Consider the following 18,935-nt stretch of genomic DNA (forward strand, 5'->3'; position numbering starts at 1 on the left):
TGAGTTTCGCGCCCTTTAGTCGCTCCACCCTTCGTGACTTCAATGCCCGGGGGCGGCAAAGCCGCCCCCGGGCAACTCACCGCTTTGCACCGAATTCATGCGCCGGCCGGTTGGGCAGTCCTCCTGCCGCCGTTTCGGAATGCCAAACTATCGGTTTTACCCCTTCTCCATACAGCTCGCCGGCCTCCTTCGGGGGCTTTGCCGTCCACCGGCAAGCCGGCACTGGTCCTGCGGCCCCCGTCCTGTTGGGCTCGCGCTTCGATCCTGTGCTGTTTTTCAGGCCGATATTAGGCCCAGATCTCCCAGCCTCTCCTGAAGCACGGCATAGGCGGAGAGCATTTCCCGCACCGGCCCCTCGGGGAGATAGCCCAGCTGGATTAGGGAGATGGGGTGATATACCCTGCTCTGCACCTCCTGCGTCTCCAGCGAAATGGTATTGCAGATCAGATCCAGCCGTCCCTCTCCCTCTGTGGGCTCCAGGAAAAGGAAGAAATAGTCATGGATCAGCCCCTCCTCTGGGATCACGGCCTTTGGAGGCATAGTGACATCCACAACGCACCCATCCCAACTGTCCTGGATGGGAAGCTGCGCCAGCTCATGCATGGTCGTCCCATCAAAACAGATGGCAGTGATGGAGTGGAGGCTGCCATGGCTGACCTGTAGGCGGGTGGAGGGGGCTGGGATGGACATGGGCGCCCCATCTTTTTGGATCTCATACTGGTAATGGGTGTCTACAGCCTCTAAAGAGTACGACAACGGTTCGGCCCGTCTGGCCCGTTCCGACTCGATGTGTGCCAGGCGCAGCTGGCCCCAGGACAGCACCAGACCCAGTACCGTCAGCACCAGACCCAGTACCGTCCCAAAGATGGTCATATAGGTCCCCAGGATAGTGAGGTAGCTCATGTGCCTGCTGGCCGTTGTTTCGTCTCTCTTCTCTTTTTTCAGATTCATATGCTCAAATACTCCTCCATTCTCAGTCTCAGTCTGTTGTAAGTTCGATAGGTGTGATCCCTGCTCCAGCGGCGGTATGTCCGGATCTCGTCGATGGTATCTCCAGCCATCAAGTCGTAGGCCATAAGACGGGTATCCCGGGACTTTATACGGTGTAGAAAGTCATGGAGGCAGACGCTGTTTTGAAAATCACCGTGGGGCATGGACAGCAGCTCGAGCCGTGGGACTGGGATCTCCGGACTCACCGGGATATCCAGGGACTCCTGCTCATAGAGCCAGAAATCGAGGTCTCGTTTCTCCTGAAGGAGGGCCTCCCGAATGATAAGGTAAGCCCTTTTCCAACCCGAAATGCCGTCCCCGCAGAACGCGAAGGGGGCGTCCCGGTAGACTGAGAGAAATGCCTCCCACGCGCACTGGTGCAGATCCCTGATCCCCTGGGGGAGCCCTATGGACCGGCAGATATCTTTAATAAATCCATCGATCAGCCGGCGTTCCCGGGGCGAAAAATCTCGTTTTTTACGTTTCATCTGCTCCTCCTCGCCGCAGATCTTCGGACTTTCTTGGGCTGATCCAGCGCAGAGAGGGCCGGGGGTTCGGGCAGGTCCTGACAGCAGCCGATCCAGGCCCGCCGCTCCTGGCACCACTCCATCGTGTAAAGGGCAGGCAGGGAGATCCCCTTTGCTTCCAGGTACTGTTTGAAGTCAAGATGGAGCACATTTCCTCCTTTGGCGGAAAAACAGATGTTGGGCGTCTCCTCGGAGCACAGGAGCAAGTAGCGGCCGTCTGGGCTAGTTTTTGCACGAAATTCTCTCTGTGCACCCACCCCTCTTTTCAAGGCTCCGTTCATCGAGACCATTCCCTTTTCTGTAATGGAGATCCGGGGGACATCATAATGCCGGCGCAGCGGCGGGATGTCCTCCAGTGCCTCAAAATCCAGCTCTGAGAAGTTCATAAGGTTTTACCCCCTTTTAAATATACGATATGGAAAATTATAGTGGGGTGCAATATAAAAGGAAAGAGTCAAGTCATACGATTATTTTCGACAGTTTTCCCTTAAATGTGTGCATATTCTATGAATAATTATAAGCTATATTGGCGCATACTTAAAGTTTAACTATTTTTTATGCATCTTGTTCAAACGGGGCGTATCTTGCGGGGACGGGTCCCAGGGACGCCCGGAGGGCCCTTCCCTTTAGAAGCGGGTATCCCGGCACATGCCCAAAACCTTCCCCTTAGGGGGAAGGTTTCATGGCGAAGCCGTGACAGATGATGGGGTGTTCTTCCGTCTTTCCCAGACCCCCGGTACGGGAGTCACCGAGCGGAGCTCTCCTGGACCTGACCGGCACGGCAAGGCAAGGTTTTCGCACTGACCAGCGTCTCACACCGCTGCCGCCATCGGGCCGCCTCTCTCAATACCGGGGCTTCCGCACAGGCGGGGCAGAAATGGGCACAGTTCCGCTTCACTTCCATAATTTGTATTGAAACGTCTCACAAAACAGCTTTTCCCTCCGGTTTTGAGCGGGTCCGGATCTGCCGGGCCCAGTCAGGACAGGAGGGATTTTTTATGGCAAGCGGACAGACTCAGTATTATGGGCTCTCCCAGTGGGAGGCCGCGGACAAGGTGGAGCGGGTGGACTTCAACTCCGACAACGCCAGGGTGGACGGAGCGCTCCACACCCTGGCGGAGCAGGCGGGGCGAAAAGCTGACAAATCCACGGTGACCAACCTGTCCTCCGTAGTGAGCCAGAAGGCGGACGAGACCGCCCTCTCGGCGGCGGAGGGGCGCATCTCCGCCCTGGAGAGCGGAAAGGCTGACAAGACGGAGCTGGCCGCCCAGATCAGGGCCCTGAGCCAGTCCCATGACGCAGACACGGAGGCCCTGCGGAGCGAAAACTGCTGGGTAAAATTGGGGACAGCCGCACTCGCTGCCGAGCAGGCGGAGATGAACTTTGATCTGTCCGGGGTCGATCTATCCAAATTCCGGGCGCTGGAGCTGAGTGGGGCGCTTACCTATGCGGAAAACGGGACCCCGGGGCTCCAGTTCAATGAGGGCCTGCACAGCTTTTCCGGCCCCAACGGACGTGGAGTACCCTATGCCGCCTTATTTGAATCCAGCCGGGGTTTTTCCGGCGTGGCCCGCATCTACCCGAACCACTACCGAGACGGCGGCGTCTCTGTTCTCTCCATAGGACACTACTACGGATATGACAGTGTGATGACCAGCCGGGCCACCGGTAGCACAGACTTCCAGTTTGTCCAGATTCAAAGCGTCCTGGTCTCTGTCTTTGACGAGGAAGGACAGCCCGGCACGCTGGCCGCCGGAAGCTCCATAAGCCTGTATGGCTTGAAAAAGTAAGCCCTGAACGCAACAGATTGACCGCAGTTCACATTCAGGGGCGTTCAGTATTCTAATCCACTGGGTGAGACTTTTCGTTCTGAACAGAGGATAAAATGAATGAAAGAGCTCCCCCGGGCAAAATACCCGGGGGAGTGTGCTCTCACATTTTTCCCAAATCCAGTCTTCTGAATCAGGCAAAAGCGATATTGGTAATCTCCAGGTCACCAGTGTTGGGCATGATCACAGTAATGGTGACAGCGCCAAGTTTCTCCACCACAGGAGTGAAGGGCTGGTACACAGTGATGCTGGTAGAAGTCCAACTATCCAGCGTTGCCTCAACGGAACAACTAGTATCCGTGTAATATGTGCCCTTCTCCAGCGCGTCAGCAAACGCGCTGATGGAGTTAAATGTATGAGACTTATAGGTATCGGAGTCAGCAGTGACACCGTCAACCTTCTCGAAGTCGACCTCAGTGCCGTTCACAGTAACTTTGCTGATGCTGATGGGAGCCCCGTGACCAGCATCCTGTTTCAGGGTAAGCTCCACAGGCTTGCCGCCACGGACGTTCATCGGCAGGCTGGTCTCCATACTATAGTTGCTGGGCAGAGTCGCACCGCCATCAAGTTTTAAAGTAGCCACAGGGTAGTCGGCCTCGACCTTGATGGTGTTCACGCCAGCGACCAGGGTCACAGTGTACTCGCCCGCGAAGTCAGCTCCGGCAGAAGTGTCGTTGAAGGTCACAGAAGTGATTTCCATGTGGGTCTGAGGCACGGGCTTAAAGGTCAGGGAGTCGCCCACCGCCAGATCGGTGATGGCGGCGCCGTCAGCATAGCGTTTGCCGTTGATTTCGACCACAGCGTTGGTCAGGTCCATCTCCACGGAAGCAGTCGCCTCGACATCGAAGTAGACTACGTGGACCTGGATGTCAGCGGTAACGTTTTTCACAGTGGAGGTAAAGTCGCCGTCGCGGTTGACCTTGGCGGCAGTGCCGTCGACAGTCACGGACTTGACGTTCTGACCATCGACCACCACGATTGCGGTCTCGCCGTACTTCACAGTGCCGTCCTCCACGTCATTGACGTAAATCACAGCCTGGCTGGCGGCGGGCACATCGGTACCATTCTCATACTTGTGGGTAGAGGTAGAGGCAATGCCGAAGTCGTTGGAGTTCGCAGTGACAATCTCCACGTCGGTGTCCTTCTTCACATTGTCGATGGTGAAGGTGTAGACGCCGTTCTTCTCGCGGACCTTGACCTCGTCCCCATTGACCAGGACCTTGGTGACCTCGCAGTTGGTCCCGGCAGTGATCTCCACCACGGCGTCCTTGCCCTTAGCGATAGAAATATCGGTGCCGGTCACGAGGGTATCATTCACCTTGATGGTGCTGATGTTGCTGGGCACATCCATATCGAAGTCGATCTTCACCACAGCGCCCTTGGTGTAGTTGAAGATGTAGACCAGCTCAGCCTCGTCCTTGCTGTTGGCCTTGGCCACATAGACGTAGCTGTACTTGTCGCCCTCGTCCACGTTGGCGGTGTTGCCGTCCTCCAGCTCCCAGATGTCGGAAGAGGAGCCGTCGGAGACCTTCCAGTTGCTGCCGTCCTGGGTGGCGGTCACAAAGATGGTGCCGTCGTCCCAGGTGTAGCGGCCGAAGTAGTTATTGTCAGCGGCCTTGGTCAGCTCGAAGGACTTGGAGCCCTTGTCACCCTTGTCAACGTAGTAGGTGTTGGCAGCGCTCTGGATGCCGGCAGAGTTCTCGTCCGCGTCAACGGGCTCGATCTCCACGACCCGGTCGCCGTCCATCTTCACGACCTGGTACAGGCCGTTGCCGGCTCCGCCGTTCTTATTGCCGTTGCCATCGACCGTCACGATCTCAGCGTCGGCGTCCGCGGCCAGCTCCATCTTCTGGGCCGTGCCGTCCACATAGACATCGCGCATGACGTACTCGCCGTCGTTGTCATAGGTGCGGTACTTGGTCCAGTTGGCGACCATGAAGTAGGTGTCGTCGGTGTTGTACTTGTACTGGTAGTCCCAGATGAAGACGATGTCGGCCACGTTGTCCTTGTTGTCATAGACCACAGCGGCGTTGGCATTGTCATAGCTGGGGACCTCGTCATAACCGGTGTAGATGACCTCGTCCTCGGCGTCCACGAACACGGTCTTCAGGTCCACCAGGATCTTGGCGCCGCTGGAATCCTTCATGTTGGCGGTCTCGTTCTCGATGTCCAGAACGGTGCCGTCGTTGTAATGGGTATAGTCCCCAAAGCTATCAGCGGGATGAGTGGGCAGGTCATAGTCCTGAACGCTCTCAGTGGAACCATTATAGTAGAAGGCCACGCCGGTCTCGCCCTTGGCGGTGCGCTCGTCCAGGATGCCCAGGGTGTAGACGCCCTTGCTGTCCACGGTGTAGGAGAACACAGCGCGCTCCAGACCACCGTTTTTAGCATCAGTGGGCACGTCGCCGACCTTGCCCTTGTAGGTGTCCTTCAGCTTCACGGTCTCGATGGTGCCGTCAGCCAGCATGACCTTAGCCTCACCGGTGCTCATGTACATATCGGAGTCCAGAACCACCAGGTAGTTCTTGGACACGTCCTCAGTAGCGATGTAGCCGATCACATAGCCGTTGCGGTCCATGTACAGGCGGTAATTGGTGTTCAGCTCGGGGTCGTCGCGGAAGTTCTCACGGGCGGCCACGGTCACGTCGCCGATGGTGACGGAGCTGTACTGATACTCCACATCATCGATCACGGCATAGCCGGTGTCCTTGGTCTGGGTGGAACGCTCCACGGCCTCCACGTTGCCCTCCACGGTCTCGGGAGCGGCCACAGTGGCGATGAAGGAGTCGCCGTCGTCGTCCACGTCTACGGTGACGACCACATACTCGCCCTCATCATAACCGGTGGTGTAAATGGTATCCTCATCCACAGAGCGGTAAGGCACCTTCACGGTGATATAATCGCCGTCCTCGTCGTCGCCGACGCGGGAGACCTCCGCCAGATAGTTGTGGATGTAGATCATGGTGACGGTCTCTTCGTCGGTGTCGATGTAGACCTCAGTCTCCACAGCCTTGGCGGTCTCGCCGTAGTTGTCGGAGCTGTTGGATCTGGGGGCGTCCACGTCCTCCAGCTCCTCGCCGTCACTGTAAGCGTACCAGTCATAGCCGGCCACGGTCTTACCGACTTCCTTGTACAGGTCCTTCTCCTTCACAGCCTTGGTGTAGGTGAAGTCAGCGGGCTCGGGAACAGAGATGATCTCATCGGAGGAGAGCATCTTGACCTGGCCGGGCAGCAGGCCGCCGTCGTCGGTCAGATTGCTGTTCTTGTTGCCAGTGCCAGTGGTGGTCTTGTCGCTGATGTAGGAACCGGTGCCCCAGGTGGTGGCGGGACGGCCATAGTCGCCCCGGTCGCCGGTGCGGTACACCAGGTCGAAGTTCTTGTAGCCCAGGGTCTCCAGGTAGTTGAACTCCAGGGAGTAGGTGATGCCCTGGTTCTCGTTGTAGTACACACCCAGCAGCTCGTTGTACTGAACGGGCACGGCCTTGGTCAGGGCGTTGAACACCAGCTCAGCCACGTTGTCGCGGGTCAGACCCTCGTTGGCGGCGAGCTTCAGGTCGCCGTACAGGCCCAGAGCGGTGCCCTTGGCGGTGGCGGCCAGCATCCAGTCACTGCCGAAGTCAGCGGCGCTCTGGAAGTAGCCCAGGGCGCGGCACAGCATCAGCACGGCCTGCGCGGTGGTCACGGTGGCGTTGGGGTCGAACTTGCCGTCGCCCACGCCGGCCACGATGCCCAGGCTGGAGCACAGGTTCACATAGCCCTCCGCCCAGGCGGGGACGTCGGTGAACACGCTGGTTTCAGCGAACTGAGTCACGTTGAACCCAGCGCCGTAGAGCATGGTGGTGATGATGACCGCCATCTCGGCGCGGGTGACTACGTTCTCGGGGCCGAAGGACCCGTCCTCGTAGCCGTCAAAGAGGCCGATGGCAGAGGTGACCGCCACGGCGTCCTTGTTGACGATCTCAGCGTTGTCGCTGAAGTCGTCAAGGCCCTTAGCGCTGGAGCCCACGACCATCATGCCCAGGAGCATAACGGAAGCCAGAGCCAGGCTGAGAGCACGCTTCAGGTTTCTCATTGGATATTCCTCCTTTTTATATTGACAAAAGTCGCTGTTTTCTGACAAACCGGGCCTTTTCCAGAACATTTCGGCCCACTATGCCTGTACAACACTTCTGACACAGGAGGAATTGGTTATAAAAAGGGGAAGATTAATGGAAAAATCCATAAGATTCTACCCAAAAAGTTTCCCTGGTAGACATTTGGTAGACACATGAAAACAGAAGGGGCGGCGAGGCCCTGAAACTCCAGGCCCCCGACGCCCTTTTTTGGTAGACTTTTGGTAGACATTTTTATTTTTAACGCTAAGAGACTGAAAAAATATTTGCCGCCCCTCAAAAAACTATTGACATTTTTACGATAGCATGATAAGCTAGATAAGCTTCAAGCGGAGAGCGGAAAAGCGCCGGAGTGGCGGAATTGGCAGACGCCCGGGACTTAAAATCCCGTGGGAGTGATCCCGTGCCGGTTCGACCCCGGTCTCCGGCACCAAGATTTCGCGGGGTAGAGCAGCTGGTAGCTCGTCGGGCTCATAACCCGGAGGTCGCAGGTTCAAATCCTGTCCCCGCAACCAAAATGAATGAACCCCGCTTTTCGAACATTTTTATCGAAAAGCGGGGTTCTCCGTTGTAAAAAGCCTTGACATATCAAGGCTTTCGTTTTTATATAGATTTCTGATATGAATCAAAACTTGTCAAACGCAAATACAAAACTTTTACGGTTCACTGTCAGTTGAACATGACTTTTTGATATAAGACAAGTAATAAGCCTCCTCGAAGGCTTGCGGTGTCTGGTATCTCAGCGTTAGGTGGGGACGCACCTCATTGTAGAACGTAATGTATTCTGCAACACATCTGCAAAAATGTTTTTCTGATGTGTATTCTCGGCGATAGGCTTCTTCACGCTTAAAGGAAGAAAAGAACGCTTCAGCCACCGCATTATCCAATGGCCGCCCGCTGGCCGAAAAGGACTGCTTGGCTCCGCACCGCTGTAAAAGTTCAGAAAATGTCTTAGATATGTATTGTGAGCCTCTATCACTATGGAAGGTCAGGTTGTCAGGCCGGCCTCGCTCTTCAAATGTTTGCCGAAATGTTAATGTAGCCAACCGTGTGCTCATGTGGCGAGATACCTTATACCCAATCACCTTGCGGGAATAAAGGTCCAGGATCACACACAGATATACCCAATAGCTTTTGACTTTAAAATATGTAAGGTCACTTACCCAGATTTGATTTGGTCGACTTGCTGTGAACACCCGTTCCAGCAAGTTTTGTTTTTGCCGTTGCTGCTTTGCCTTATATAATTTCTTAGCATCGGTACGAACACTGTGCAGATCCAGTTCCTGCATAATGGCAGAGACTCGCTTAGCACTGACACGGATTCCGCTTTCTGCCAATATCATACGGATTTTTGATGCACCGAATCTTTGATCATTGTCATCAAATACCTGCTTCACTTTTAATTCGAGCTGTTTCTGTTCCTCCTGATATTTACTTCGGTCTGCACGACGGAAAATGTGGTTATAGAAGGTTCCCCTTGCAACGCCCAGAGCGTCGCATAGCTCATGTACACTAAAAGGGTTGTCCGGTTGATGATAGAGATGCTCCAGTGTAGCAAGCCGTTTTTGAAGCGGCACGGCTGGGATAAAGCCGGACAACCGAATCACATCTATCATATGTTCCAGCTTTTGAAGCTGACGTGAAATAGCATCAAATTCTTTAGGCGTGTATGATCTCTGCGGAGTCGTGATGGAGCAAAACTGCTTTCGCCAGTGGTACAGTGTGCTTTGAGCAATATGTAACTCTTGGCACAGAGATTGAATGGACTCACCTTTTTCATAGCGGCGGATAGCTTTGATTTTGAACTCCAGCGGGTAGGTGTACGGCATAGGTTCGACCTCCTTTGTATATGAACCTATTATAGCAATTGCGAAAAATAGTTCTAAGAGATATAATATAAACAAATATAAACAAGTATTTTTTTAACACCTTTGACCCTTTAAGGGAGGGATTTGTCTGTTCACAAAAAAAGTCTTAGCTGTATTGGAGGAGCTACGAGATATAAGACATGACAATAAATATGTAGTATTATCTCAATTAAAAGATGCGGCTGAAAAAGCATCCAACGAGCAAGATAAAGCTGCCCTTACAATCATCGGAGGCGCTCTTTCACTGGGGTATAATCACTCTGAATGCAATTACCGTCCGCTGATTCAATTATCTGATGGTCATCGTTCGTATGCAATGGAGGACATTGATTCGGGGGCCATTGAGATACTTAAAGAGGCAGTTAATGTGATATCTCCAGATTGGATGCGGGCGCAATTATCAGATATCATATGGATTCAAACATCTGACCACAGCTATGCAGAATGTGCCACAAGAGAATACATCTCAGTGTTTGAAAATGTTTTTGATGCAGAGAATTGGGTGGGTTGCTTTGAGGCTATTCAACATGCTTATGATATTTCCATTAGGTTAGGGAAAAAATCTACTTCGTTTTTGCAAGTGCGAGAAACCATTAATTCTGCGCTTAAAAAATGGACGGAAATGATCCGTTGTTTCTGTCCATAAAGCTCATTGAGCTTTCGTACAATGATGCCGAATCAGACGAGCAAACATTATATCTGTTTCTTGCTCAGAAGATATATCAGCACAACAAATCTTACGCAAACGAAAAACATATCCATATTACAGAGGCATCTTTCCAATTATTATGCCGACTTCTAAAAAGAACGAAGCGCACAACGGAACTTCAATTGGCGTCTACTGAAATGGCACAATATTATGCGATGCGCGGCAAACAACTGGCAAACGGAGATCCTTCCAGAATACACCGCGCAATAGATTTGCTCCAAAAAGCCTGTAGGCTATACAACAAATCCACAGACAGACAAACAGTTTTGGATTTAAGGGCCTGTATTAGTGAGTATCAGCATAGAGCTTTGTCAAATATGGCATCAATTCCCTTTGAATTTGATGCAAAACCAATTAATACCCGTATTTCTCAATTATTTGAGGAGCTGTCATTAAGGGAAACAATTGTTCAATTTGGTTTGGTATCCATGATCCATAGAAAAGAGGATGTGAAAAAGCAGATCTTGGATAATCAACATAAGTTTTTATCAACATCCCTCTTTACAAATAAGAAACTAAATGATGAAGGGCATACCATCGAAGTGATTCCGCCGCTTGATTTACAAAACCCAGAAGGTGATCCAGAGACACTATTCAAACACATGGTAAAATATGTGTCAGAGAGCAGAAACTTGGATGAAACTATTTGCCTTCAATTTGCATATGGTTTCGTCAAAAATGCAGGGCAAGTATCTCTTGATGATCTTTCCTTTTTAACAGAAAAGAATGCAGTAATACCCAGCGGAAGAAATGAGATCATAAAATTCGGACTTTATTGGGGGTTGAGCGGAAAACTTTATGCGGCAATGCATATTTTGCTTCCGCAAATGGAACATATTATCCGCAATCTGGTTGCATTATGTGGCGATACTGTTTCGTTTATAAAAGATGGCTGTGAGGAATATAAGCCTCTTTCACAATTATTTAAGTCAGATAAATTGCATGAATGCTATGATGAAGATATAATTTTTACTTTTCAGTCCATTATGGACGAACGTGCTGGTGCAAATCTTCGAAATATAAATGCACATGGGCTTATGGGGCCAAGCATTGGTAATGGTGGTGCTACCTTGTGCTTCTTGAGCCTTATAATAAAATTTCTCTCACTGTATTCAGTCGAGGCTAACAGAATAATGAAAAAACTTAGCAGTAAGCGAAAAGAAATAGAAACTCAAGAGCAATAAAACCCTTGATTCTTCTCATTCTTTATTCCGTTCTTTAGAGTTTGAATGCTCAGGATTGGCAGGGCTGTCCATGTGTAACCTTTCGCCGCAATACAGCAGGAAAAATCATGGCGCATAAGTGACACCAACCAGCAAGTCAGTTGTATGTGGTCACGGAAGAGCTAAAATGCTTGAGAGGTTTGGAATTGTTACCCCCTGCCAGAAATCCGCTGGAATCACCTGATTCCAGCGGATTATTTTTGTTTTCTGTAACTTTTTCGTGAGGTTTATTTGTGGCTTTTAAATCTGACCCAGATTCTGACCCATACGGGAATTTTTCCGGACTGGAGAGGGCTATAAACTGCCGGAGAGGACATGTTCCATGGCTTTCGCCGCCTGCCGCTGGGCCGAGGTGGTCACATGGGCGTAGGTGTCCGGGGTAAACCCGGCGCTGTAGTGGCCCAGCATGCCGGAGACGGTTTTCACATCCACTCCGTTTTGTAGGGCCAGGGTTGCGAAAGTGTGCCTCAAATCGTGGAACCTGACCCCTGGCAGTCCCGCCCGCTTCAGCACCCGGTGGAGCATGTGAAGCACGCTGTCTGGGGACATGGGGCCGCCTGTGGGACCTGGGAATACCCAAGGACTTGACCCGACTTTCTTTTTTTGCTGATCCAGAACGTCTATTGTATCCTTTGCCAGAGGCAGGGTGCGGTAGGCGTTTTTTGTTTTCGGGGGGGCCTCTACCACCTCGCCGTTGATGCGGGCGATCTGCCGCCGTACCCGGAGGTCACCTCGGTCCAAATCAAGGTCCTCCCACTTGAGGCCCAGCAGCTCTCCCCGCCGCAGGCCGGTGGCCAGCTCCACGTAGTAGAGCTCGAATACACCGCTCTCTTTCGCCTCCCGCAGGAAGGAGGCCAACTGCTCCACCGGCAGGGTTTTCATCTCTCTGTGCTCCACCTTAGGCAGGGCGCAGCCTTCCGTTGGGTCGGAGAGAATCAGTTTCTGTTCCTTGGCCAGCTTCATCGCCGAGGCGATGATCTGGTGGAGATTCCGTACGGTCTTTGGACTCAGGCCCTTGCTCTGTTTTTTGCTTTCAATCCGTTCTACTCTGCCGCTGCTGAGCAGTTTCTTATAGAATTTCTGTAAATCCAGAGAGGGGAGTTTACTCAGCGGGATCTTGCCGATGTCGGGCTTGATGTGATTGTCAATGTAGCCCCGGTAGGTTTGGTGGGACGAGGGACGGACTTTCACTTTGGCGTAATTCTCGAACCAGACGTCCATCCACTCCCCCACGGTGTATTTCTTGGCTTTTGTCTGATCTACGATCTTTGCTTCCTCAATAGCCTGCTTCAGTTTGGCTCTGGCCTCCGCCTGGGTCCGACCTAGGACGTTCCGGTAGATAGCCTTGCCCGTCTCCGGGTCGTGACCGGCGGTATACCGGCCCTCCCAGCGGCCATCCTTGCGTTTTCGGAGATTGCCCTCCCCGTTGGCTCTGCGTTTTGCCATGTTATGCCGCCTCCTTTGCAACGACATACAATACCACAGAAACAGAAAATGGCCAGGCGCACAGCGCAGAGTTATCAAACAATTCACATTTCCCGGTTTCTGTCCTTTTCTTTGTTAAGCGTCGCATTTTCCGATTTGGGGAAGAGCCTCTATCTTTGTTTCATGCGGTGCAATTCCTGAGGTGGGTGGGATCCCATCCAAAAGTAAGCTCATCATGGAGGAGGAGACTTGATTGACCCCTGTTTTTTGTTGCGGCAGTATGAGTTCGGGAATCGTGACCCCAGAAATGACAGCACTGCCCGGATTTTGACCCCACTTTTGATACACCGGAAACTGCCCGTAACTGCCCGCACTGCGGGCAGACGTGATCGACCGGAGGCGCCAACGGCGACCCCGGCCTTTATCCTGCTTTTCTTTTCGTCCTCCGAAAAGTGGCCGGAAGACGAGAATCCCCTCTCCGCATTCTCGGGAACAGCGGCCAAAATCCGGTCTGGAGACTTTGGGAGGGGTAGGAATCCTGCCTCTTCCGTGATTGGGCCACACAGGGGCTCACACGGCCCAGACAGGGGCTGTTCTTGTATTTGTTCTCACTCCATTTGACGCAGAGCGGTTCCTCTTTGTCAACGGCATCTCAATCCCGGCAATCGCAGAACCGATTTTCTTCTCTCTGTCATTCGGCCTCTGGTCGCAAAGTGGGTCCGGGCTTCTGCCCGCAACAAGGCGTCCGGCTGCCGCTCGCGGCAAGCCAGACGCTCTGCTTGCCCCACCCAAGGGTGGGTAAAATCGTTCTCCCGACCCGCTCCTGAAAACGGTTTCAAGTGGTGTTCCACACTGCGGTGAGTTGTGGATACGGATTTATCCTTGCGCTAAATTTGACTGCCCCTACACGCAGTTGCCTCATATCGGCCAGCGCAGTGGGATTTCATTTCGAACCGGAGAACTGCATTTTAGAGATGAGTATTTTCGGCACAAAACTATAAATCTATAGCCTTAACTCTCTTAAAACTCTCTAAGTTCTCCCGGAAAAAGAAAATTTATAAAAAGGATATCAACTTATGACAGCTTTGAATTCAAGGGCGACGAATACCAAACGCTTGCATTCTGCGGTACAATGTGCTGGGACTGATGCCCAATTCCTTGGCTGTCTTTGCCTGGTTCCAGCTGTTGCGCTCCAATGCCTCTCGGATGAGTTCCTCCTGGAGGCTTGCCATGGAGGCACGAGCTGGATGGCCCTGCTGCTCTGCCGCTGCACCGGTTGTTATGCTCTCGGACATACGTACTGCGTGGACGGCAGCGCCTAAATCCAGCACGGGACCCTTGCACAGTACCATGGCGCGCTCTACCAGGTTGGAGAGTTGCCGGATGTTCCCCGGGTAGGGGAGTGAGGCGAGGTATTGGATTGCCGCCGGCTCTGCATCCTGAACCTGGAGTCCTAGTTCCCGGCTTTTTTCCCGGAGAAAATGCTGAATCAGAAGGTGAATATCATCCCCACGTTCCTTCAGCGAGGGAAGACGCATGGTAAGTACGCTGATTCGATAGTAGAGGTCCTCTCGGAATTTTTTCTGCTCCACCATGGCTTTCAAGTCCTTGTTGGTCGCTGCGATGACGCGGATATCCACCGGAATCACTTTGAGACTGCCCACGGGCATGACTTCATGTTCCTGCAGGACGCGGAGAAACCGCGCCTGTACGGAGAGAGGCATCTCGCTGACCTCATCCAAAAAGACGGTCCCCTGGTGCCCTTGTACGAATAGCCCCTGTTTCCCGTTGCTCAGTGCCCCGGTGAAGGCGCCTTTCTCATAGCCGAACAGCTCGCTCTCGATCAAATTTTCCGACAGAGCGGCGCAGTTGATGACGACAAAGGGGCCGTTTTTGCGTTGACTTGCGTTGTGAATACTCTGGACGAACATCTCCTTGCCTGTTCCCGATTGGCCGTAAATCAGAATAGGGCTATCCACGCGGGCATACTGCTGGGCTGTGCGGATACAGTCTGTCAGGGCAGGGCTCTCCCCCACAATGTCCCGAAAGGAGATGGCGGCAGTACGGTGGTGCTTCAGCAGTTGGCGGCGCACCTGCTGCTCTGTGTCCTGCAGCTTTTCCACTGGCGTCAGAGTTAAAATAGCAGATTTAAAGATGGCGTGGACAAAGACCGGGCGCCCCTCCAGGACAAAAAGTTTTCCATTAATTTCTAGCGTTTTGGCATAAAATGCCTCGAAAGACTGGAGAAGGCGCTGGAGCTCTGGGCAGTACAGGGCAGTTTCCTGGACGGACATACTGCTGATGGTCCGGGGATCAATGGAGAGGATATCCGAGGCTGGCCGGTTCATCCTCTGAATTTTTCCGTCCCGGTCCAGGGCCACGATGCCCTCGGCAATATTGTCCTGAATGGTGTTCAAAATTTCCGCATGTTCCTGCCGCTCTTCCAAGGCGTGGAGGTTGTGCTCAGCCAGCCGTACCGCGGAGAGAATGTCCGACTCGTCATAGGGGACATTTTCCACGCGGATCCCATATTTTTCGGCATATGGATTTACAACACCGGCGCCGATGACCGTGCGGAACCCCTCTGCATCTACCTTCTGCAGGACTGCCTCCAGCTCCTCCTGCCGTTGATACGGAAAATAGGAGACAGCATTTCCATAGCTTCTGCACAGCCTCTGAATGGTGGGACTGTCTGTCTCACGCCAAACGATGGCTGTCCGGTCTGAAAAGCGGAGTGTGTTTTGGATCACCTCCGCAAACGGAATTTTACTGCGGCGGATGGTGACCACAGAGAGGTCCAGACAGTTCAGGAGTTTTCCTGCATATACATCCCCGGTAATCAAAATTTCAGTTCCTTGCTGAACGGCGCGGTCCAGAAAAGAGAAAAATTCCTCTTCCTCTCCAATCTCGTATACGGGATAGAAGAGTGCATTCTGCCGTAGCACCTTCCTGGTTTGTACACAGTGATAATTTCTTCGCAGGGCAAACAGTATTTTATCGTTCATATTTCCTCCATATGGTCAAAAATGAATTAGAAAATTTCAATTATTTCATTCTTGCGAGCCCTGTTTCTAGTTTACCCCGGCAATGCCTGTGAGGCAAGATATTTTTTCCCTTGATTTATCAGTGTTTTTTCATGCTGATGTTTTTTCTATGCGGTTTGACAGGTTGGCACGGAATTTGCTTTTCATATGGGACAACAGCCCGTGACCGGGGTTTTCTGGGTGCGGTCTCGGGAAAAACGGAAAGGAGAAAATTTTATGAGCTATGCAATCCTAGGGTATCTGATGATTGCGCTGATCGTGGTGCTGCTTCTGACCAACAAGGCGACGCCGATTACCGCCTTCGTCATAATCCCCCCCATCGTCGCGTTGGTGGCGGGGTACTCCATTGAGGAGGTCAATGGCTTTATTCAAGCTGGCGTATCCTCCTCCATGGGCACCGCGCTACTGGCCCTATTGTCCATCATTTTCTTCAGTATTATGACGGAACAGGGCCTGTTTGACCCATTTGTAAATTTCCTGGTCTCCAAGGCGGGAAACAACGTGGCCGTGATTACCGTCATCTCCGCCATTGTGGCCCACTTCTCCCATCTGGATACCGGCACTACCAGCACATTGCTGGTTACAATTCCCTCCATGCTGCCCATTTACCGGCGCTTAGGGATTGACCGGAAGTACCTGTACCTGGTCATTGTTCAGGCCATCGGCGTGATGAACCTGCTTCCCTGGGGCGGGGCGATCACCCGCTCCTGCGCGGTGACCGGTATGGATCCGGCCACCATCACGGTGGCTGTGGCGCCCTGTCTGGTGGCTGGATTTGCCTATAACATGGTCACCGCCTGGATTTACGGCAAGCGGGCCCAGAAGAAAATCGCCGCTGGCATTCTGGATACCGGCGAGGGCGCGGACAGCGGCGATGTGGGCCTGGTGGTGGAGGAGAACCGGGACACCAAGCTGAACCTGAAGTATTGGATCAACCTGGCCTGGACCCTGATCATCGTCGCTATGCTGTTCTTGGCCACCGAAATTTCTGGCTACATCACCTTCTTCATTGCGGTGGTGGGTGCCCTAGTCATCAACTATCGCTCGGTAAAAGAGTGGAATGCGATCATTGACAAGTATGCCAAAAACGCCCTGCGCACCTCCCTGGTGATGTTTGCCGCCGGCTTCTTCGCCGGGATTCTGAATAACAGCGACATGCTCTCCAATATGTCCAATGTAGTCACCAGCCTGATTCCCGCCGGTATGGCGCCCCTGTTTGCGATTATCTGTGGTGTTATCGCTTTCGTGTTCTCCATCCTGCTGGGTGCAGATGGCTTCCACTACGGCATGATGCCCCTGCTGATCAGTGCAGGTGCCACCTTCGGCTTTGCTCCTGCCGGCCTGGTGTACGTAATGTGTATGGGTGCCGACGTGGTCTCTCAGCTCCGTCCGGTTCAGGCCACTTCTTGGATGACTGCCGGTATGTGCGGTGTGGAGTTTAAAAACGGAATCGCAATGGCTTTCCCGGTAGTTTTGGGCCTGTTCCTTGTAGAGATGGTAGTCGGCGTGCTCTGCGGCGTTGTCCCCATTGGATGACCCGTTCCCATCCCTTGTGCAGACCAGACGGAGTTCAGATTGTGAGTCAAAAGGAGAATTTTTATGATTATTGATAAGCTGGAAAATGCATCCCGCTACTATGCCATTCATCCTAAGCTGGAGCATGTGCTCCGCTTCCTGCAGGAGCATAAGGAAGAGCTAACCGCGCATCCCCTGGGGCCGGTCCAACTCACAGATGAGATCTCTATGAAGTATCTGTCCTACCGCACGGTGGTAGGCTCCCGGAAGTGGGAATCCCATGTGAAGTATACAGATGTACAGTACATGAGCCGCGGTTCAGAGCGCATTGGCTTTAACAATGCCGAGCACATGGTCAGTGCTGTAAAGCAGGAGGGCAAGGACCAGATCCTTCACGACGGTGACGGGGACCGCATTCTGGTACCTGAGGGGTACTTTATCATTCTGTTCCCCGGCGAGGCCCACATGTCGAAGTTGGCTGCCGCTGGATGTGCAGAAGAAGTCCAGAAGGTGTCGTTTAAGGTCCCCCTGTAAGTTGGTCAGTCCGATATCAAAAGAAGGAGAAAGTTTGTATGAGTCAGAAACCGTTATTTGTCTATATCGGTACCTATACCACTGAGAATTCAAAGGGCAATCGGAACGCCCACGGTGTAGGCATCTATGTGTATCAGATTGACCGGGAGAGCGGCAGGTGGACACTGGTACAGGAGGTTCCCACCCTGAACCCTGCTGTTCTCCAGTATGGCAAGGAACAGCGGTACATCTACTGCGTCAACAGCAACAGCGGCGGCGTGACCGCCTATGCCAGAGATCCAGAGCGGGGAACCCTCACCGAAATCAACCAGGCCATGACCGATGGGAAAAACATCATGATCATGTCTGTGGACCCAGCTGGGGAGTTTATGGTCACTGGGGACCACAAGGGGATTGTCAATGTATTTCGCCTGAATGGGGACGGGTCTATTGGGGAGAAGACGGACAGCTTTGTACTCCCCGGGGAGAAGGGGCCTTTGAATGAGAAGATCCAGCCCTGGTCCCGGCCCCACCACCTCCCCTTTTCCCCAGACGGCCGATTTGTGCTGATTGCGGATAAGGGATTAGACCTGGTACACAGCTACCGCCTGGACCGAGAGACCGGGAAGCTGTCCCTGGTGCAGCAGCTTAAATGCCACGGTGCCTCCTGCCCCCGCCACCTGTGGTTCCACCCCAACGGGAAGTGGGCCTATATCAACACGGAGTACACCTCCACCATCATAGCCTGCCGCTATGATGAAGAACAGGGGACTCTGGAGCCCTTCCAGGTGGTCTCCGCCCTGCCGGATGACTACTTTGACGTGAACACCATGACCTCAGAGTTGGTGGTCCACCCCGATGGCAAGTATCTTTACATCTCCAACCGCCGGGTCAACAACCTGGGGGCCTTCTCCATCGACCAGGAAACCGGTCGCCTCACCCCGGTGGGCTGGGTGCCCTGCGGCGGGAAGAAGCCCCGGTTCTTCGCCATCGAGCCGGGCGGAAACTACCTGTTCAACGGAAACCAGTCCAGCGACACCATCACCCTCTTCCGAATCGATGCGGAGACCGGCGCCCTGGTGGATACTGGGAAGGTACTGGACACCCCCACACCCGTTTGGATGCTGTTTACCGATTCTGTCCCCAGCGTGGAGCAGTTCGGCTCCGAGAGGTAGGTGCA

Annotated in this window: 13 protein-coding genes and 2 tRNA genes; 8 read left to right on the forward strand and 7 right to left on the reverse strand. The window is 53.1% G+C overall.

All coding sequences use genetic code 11. From position 1 onward, the window contains the following. Nucleotides 1-276: 276 nt before the first annotated feature. From NE584_RS07150 to NE584_RS07160, 3 genes are read right to left on the reverse strand one after another with little or no spacing between them, the layout of a single operon-like run. Nucleotides 277-951: a hypothetical protein gene (locus tag NE584_RS07150; protein ID WP_256182461.1), complete on the reverse strand. Its 675-nt coding sequence runs from the start codon at nt 949-951 to the stop codon at nt 277-279. Further along, nucleotides 948-1,478 (reverse strand): hypothetical protein, encoded by a 531-nt coding sequence (locus tag NE584_RS07155; protein ID WP_050622769.1) that lies wholly within the window; start codon nt 1,476-1,478, stop codon nt 948-950. The genes NE584_RS07150 and NE584_RS07155 overlap by 4 nt, the downstream gene beginning before the upstream one ends. After that, entirely contained in the window at nt 1,475-1,903 is a 429-nt protein-coding gene (locus NE584_RS07160) for a hypothetical protein (protein WP_050622768.1), read from the reverse strand. The genes NE584_RS07155 and NE584_RS07160 overlap by 4 nt, the downstream gene beginning before the upstream one ends. Before the next feature lie 612 nt (nt 1,904-2,515). Here NE584_RS07160 and NE584_RS07165 point away from each other — a divergent pair. Then, on the forward strand, nt 2,516-3,307 hold the full coding sequence (locus NE584_RS07165) for a hypothetical protein (RefSeq protein WP_256182464.1): 792 nt from the start codon (nt 2,516-2,518) through the stop codon (nt 3,305-3,307). 172 nt (nt 3,308-3,479) lie between these two features. Here the strand turns inward: NE584_RS07165 and NE584_RS07170 are convergent, their stop codons facing one another. Beyond that, nucleotides 3,480-7,418: an S-layer homology domain-containing protein gene (locus tag NE584_RS07170; RefSeq protein WP_256182466.1), complete on the reverse strand. Its 3,939-nt coding sequence runs from the start codon at nt 7,416-7,418 to the stop codon at nt 3,480-3,482. A 386-nt stretch (nt 7,419-7,804) separates the two neighbouring features. Between NE584_RS07170 and NE584_RS07175 the strand changes: the two genes are divergently transcribed. Continuing rightward, a tRNA-Leu gene (locus tag NE584_RS07175) sits at nt 7,805-7,891 on the forward strand. 6 nt (nt 7,892-7,897) lie between these two features. Beyond that, nucleotides 7,898-7,973 (forward strand) — tRNA-Met (locus NE584_RS07180). Nucleotides 7,974-8,114: 141 nt separating this feature from the next. Here NE584_RS07180 and NE584_RS07185 read toward each other — a convergent pair. Continuing rightward, on the reverse strand, nt 8,115-9,287 hold the full coding sequence (locus NE584_RS07185) for an IS3 family transposase (protein WP_256182468.1): 1,173 nt from the start codon (nt 9,285-9,287) through the stop codon (nt 8,115-8,117). A gap of 154 nt (nt 9,288-9,441) precedes the next feature. On the opposite strand from NE584_RS07185, the gene NE584_RS07190 reads away from it, so the two are divergent. Continuing rightward, the gene (locus NE584_RS07190; RefSeq protein WP_256182470.1) at nt 9,442-9,972 is read left to right on the forward strand and encodes a hypothetical protein; all 531 of its coding nucleotides are present in this window, start codon (nt 9,442-9,444) and stop codon (nt 9,970-9,972) included. 200 nt (nt 9,973-10,172) lie between these two features. Further along, on the forward strand, nt 10,173-11,219 hold the full coding sequence (locus tag NE584_RS07195; protein ID WP_256182472.1) for a DUF4209 domain-containing protein: 1,047 nt from the start codon (nt 10,173-10,175) through the stop codon (nt 11,217-11,219). A 333-nt stretch (nt 11,220-11,552) separates the two neighbouring features. Here the strand turns inward: NE584_RS07195 and NE584_RS07200 are convergent, their stop codons facing one another. Together NE584_RS07200 and NE584_RS07205 are read right to left on the reverse strand one after the other, a co-directional pair. Then, on the reverse strand, nt 11,553-12,704 hold the full coding sequence (locus NE584_RS07200) for a site-specific integrase (RefSeq protein ID WP_256182474.1): 1,152 nt from the start codon (nt 12,702-12,704) through the stop codon (nt 11,553-11,555). Between the two features lie 1,070 nt (nt 12,705-13,774). Next, nucleotides 13,775-15,688 carry a sigma 54-interacting transcriptional regulator gene (locus tag NE584_RS07205; RefSeq protein ID WP_256182476.1) on the reverse strand — a complete coding sequence of 638 codons (1,914 nt, stop codon included), beginning with the start codon at nt 15,686-15,688 and terminating at the stop codon, nt 13,775-13,777. A gap of 255 nt (nt 15,689-15,943) precedes the next feature. On the opposite strand from NE584_RS07205, the gene NE584_RS07210 reads away from it, so the two are divergent. The 3 genes from NE584_RS07210 to NE584_RS07220 all read left to right on the forward strand — a co-directional run bounded on the left by NE584_RS07210 (nt 15,944) and on the right by NE584_RS07220 (nt 18,930). Beyond that, a complete protein-coding gene (locus NE584_RS07210) occupies nt 15,944-17,263 on the forward strand; it encodes an SLC13 family permease (RefSeq protein ID WP_256182478.1) in 1,320 nt (439 codons plus the stop codon). A 63-nt stretch (nt 17,264-17,326) separates the two neighbouring features. Next, nucleotides 17,327-17,776: a YhcH/YjgK/YiaL family protein gene (locus tag NE584_RS07215; protein ID WP_256182480.1), complete on the forward strand. Its 450-nt coding sequence runs from the start codon at nt 17,327-17,329 to the stop codon at nt 17,774-17,776. A gap of 38 nt (nt 17,777-17,814) precedes the next feature. Then, entirely contained in the window at nt 17,815-18,930 is a 1,116-nt protein-coding gene (locus NE584_RS07220) for a lactonase family protein (protein WP_256182482.1), read from the forward strand. Nucleotides 18,931-18,935: the final 5 nt, after the last annotated feature.

The sequence above is a fragment of the Clostridium sp. DFI.5.61 genome (assembly GCF_024462915.1).
Taxonomy (GTDB): domain Bacteria; phylum Bacillota; class Clostridia; order Oscillospirales; family Oscillospiraceae; genus Lawsonibacter; species Lawsonibacter asaccharolyticus.